The following is a 2,742-nucleotide window of genomic DNA, read 5'->3' on the forward strand; positions in this document are numbered from 1 at the left end:
CACCGAACGGATCGGCGACAAACCGCTCCGCGGTCAGACCCGCACGACCCACATAACCCCTCGCCAGATGCGACCCGGCCACGTAAAGCTCACCGGCAACGCCCGGCGGCACAAGGCGCAGAGCCTCGTCCAGGATGTAGATACCGGTATGGGCCAACGGGGTTCCGATGGGCAGCGCCCCCGTATGACCCATCGTCTTGTCCACCCGGTGCACCGCGACGAAAACGGTGGTCTCGGTCGGACCGTAACCATTGTGGACACTGATGTCCGGGCAGTGCGCGAGCACCCGGCGCACCGCCTCCGGGGAGACGACGTCCCCGCCCGCCCACACCTCCCGGACCTCGCGGAAGCCCTGCGGGTTCTCCTCGGCGAGCACGTGGAACAGACCCGCGGTCAAGAACAGCGCCGGCACCTTGCGTTCGGTCAGCAACCGGCCCAGCGCGGTCGAATCCAGCGCCCCGGGCGGCGCCACCTCCACGCACCCGCCCTGCAACAGCGGGCCCCATATCTCGATGGTCGACGCGTCGAAGGCCAACGACGAATACTGCAGCATCCGATCGGCCACACCGTTGCGGAACGCCTCGTCCCGCACCAGCTCCGCGATGTTGCGGTGCGTGTTGGCCGACCCCTTCGGCACTCCCGTCGACCCGGACGTGAACATCACGTAAGCGAGCTGATCGGGATGCACCCGCACGTCCGGCGGCGGCGTCACGGGATCACCCGGCCGCCACCGCTCCAACGGTGGCACCCGCAACACCTGCGCCCAGTCCGGCAACTCCGAGCCGGACACATCACGAGCGGTCAGCACCATCGACGCCGATGCCTGCCGCAGGATCTCCTCGATCCGGTCCCTGGGATACCGGGTGTCCAGGGGGACATAAGCCCCACCGGCCTTCAGCACCGCGAGCATCGACACCAGCACCTCGATGCTTCGGTCCTGGAACAGGGCGACTCTGGTCTCGGGACCGATCCCGGCCGTGACAAGCCGCCGGGCCAGACGATTCGCCTGCTCCTCGAACTCCGCGAACGTCACCACGCGCTCACCGCACACGACGGCGGGCGCGTCCGGCCGGTCGACGGCGTGTGCTCGAACGGCCTCCGGCAAAGACGTCGCCGTCCGGGCCGCAAGCCCACCATCGCCCGCCCCCGACAGCCACTGCCGCTCGCCGGGTGTGAGCACGTCGATGTCACCGATCGGCTGATCCGGCGTCTCCACCACACCGGCCACGAACCGCACGAGCCGTTCACCGAACGCGCGAACGGTGGTTTCGTCGAAGATGTCGGTGGCGTAGTCGATGCCCAGATCCAGACCACCGGGCCGGCCCGCCTCCAGCCGGTGCTCCCGGAAGTTGACCGTCAGGTCGAACCGGGCCACGCCGGCAGGGGTCTCCTCCGCGTCCGAGGTCAGGCCCGGCATCGCAGGCCCGGGGATGACCGCGTCGGCGAGGGTGAGCATGGTCTGGAAGAGGGGGTGGCGGGAGGCGGAGCGTTCGGGCCTCAGTTCTTCGACGAGGCGCTCGAACGGCAGGTCCTGGTGCGCCCAGGCGGCCAGGTCGGTTTCCCGGACCCTAGCCAGCAGCTGCCGGAAACTGGGATCACCGCTGGTGTCCGTGCGCAGCACCAGCGTGTTGACGAAGAACCCGACCAGCTCGTCGAGGACGACGTCGTGCCGGCCGGCCACCGGTGAGCCGAGCGGAATGTCGGTCCCGGCGCCGTTGAGGGTGAGCGCCGCGGCGGTGGCCGCCTGGACGGCCATGAACAACGAGGCGTCGCATGTGCGGCACAACCGCACCAGCCGCTCGTGCACGTCGGCATCGATGCGCAGGTCGACGCGACCGCCTCGGTAGGTCGCCACCGGCGGCCGGGGCCGGTCGGCCGGCAGGGTCGCGTCCAGCGGCAGACCGGCCAGCGCGTCCCGCCAGAAGCCCATCTGACGTGCCATCGGACTGCCGGGATCGCCGGCGTCGCCGAGCACGTCCCGTTGCCACAACGCGTAGTCGGCGTACTGCACCGGCAACGGCGCCCGATCCGGCGCCCGCCCCGCCACCCGTGCCGCGTACGCCGTCGCCAGATCCCGCAGCAGCGGCGCGTTCGACCACCCGTCAGAGGCGATGTGATGCACCACCAACGACAACACGCACTCATCCGGACCCGTTTCCACCAACGTGGCCCGGACCGGCACCTCCTGCGCCAGGTCGAACATGTGCCGCGCCAGATCCCGCAGCACGGCTTCCGACTCGGCCTCGGAAGCCACCACGACGCGCAGGTCCAGCTCCGCCTCGGCAGGCGCCAGCACCCGCTGGACCGGGCCGTCCTCACCCACGGGAAACACCGTCCGCAGACTCTCGTGGCGCTCCACCAGATCAACCAGTGCGGCCGCCAGCGCCCTCCGGTCCACGCCCCCGCGCAGCCGGACCGCCAACGGAATGTTGTAGGTCGCCGAGCCGCCCTCCAGCTGCGCCAGGAACCACAACCGCTGCTGCGCGAACGACAACGGCAGGATGTCCGGACGAGGTACCACCGGCGCCAACGCCGGCCGCACGGCCGACTCGCCCACCGCGACCAGACCCGCCATCCGCGCGACCGACGGGCAGCTGAAGACCTCCCGCACCGTCACGTCGACACCGAACACCGCCCGTATCCGGCTGACCAGTCTGGTCGCGGACAGGGAGTGGCCGCCGAGCTCGAAGAAGTTGTCGTCGATGCCGACGCGTTCGAGGTCCAGTACGTCCGCGAAGAGAC

At 70.2% G+C, this 2,742-nt stretch carries 1 protein-coding gene; it reads right to left on the reverse strand.

Annotated elements, in window-relative coordinates:
* A partial coding sequence (locus ACWDD7_RS37495) for a non-ribosomal peptide synthetase (protein ID WP_450460695.1) occupies positions 1 to 2,725 on the reverse strand: 2,725 nt, incomplete at its 3' end.
* Positions 2,726 to 2,742: the final 17 nt, after the last annotated feature.

This window comes from Streptomyces sp. NPDC001056, from assembly GCF_053598955.1.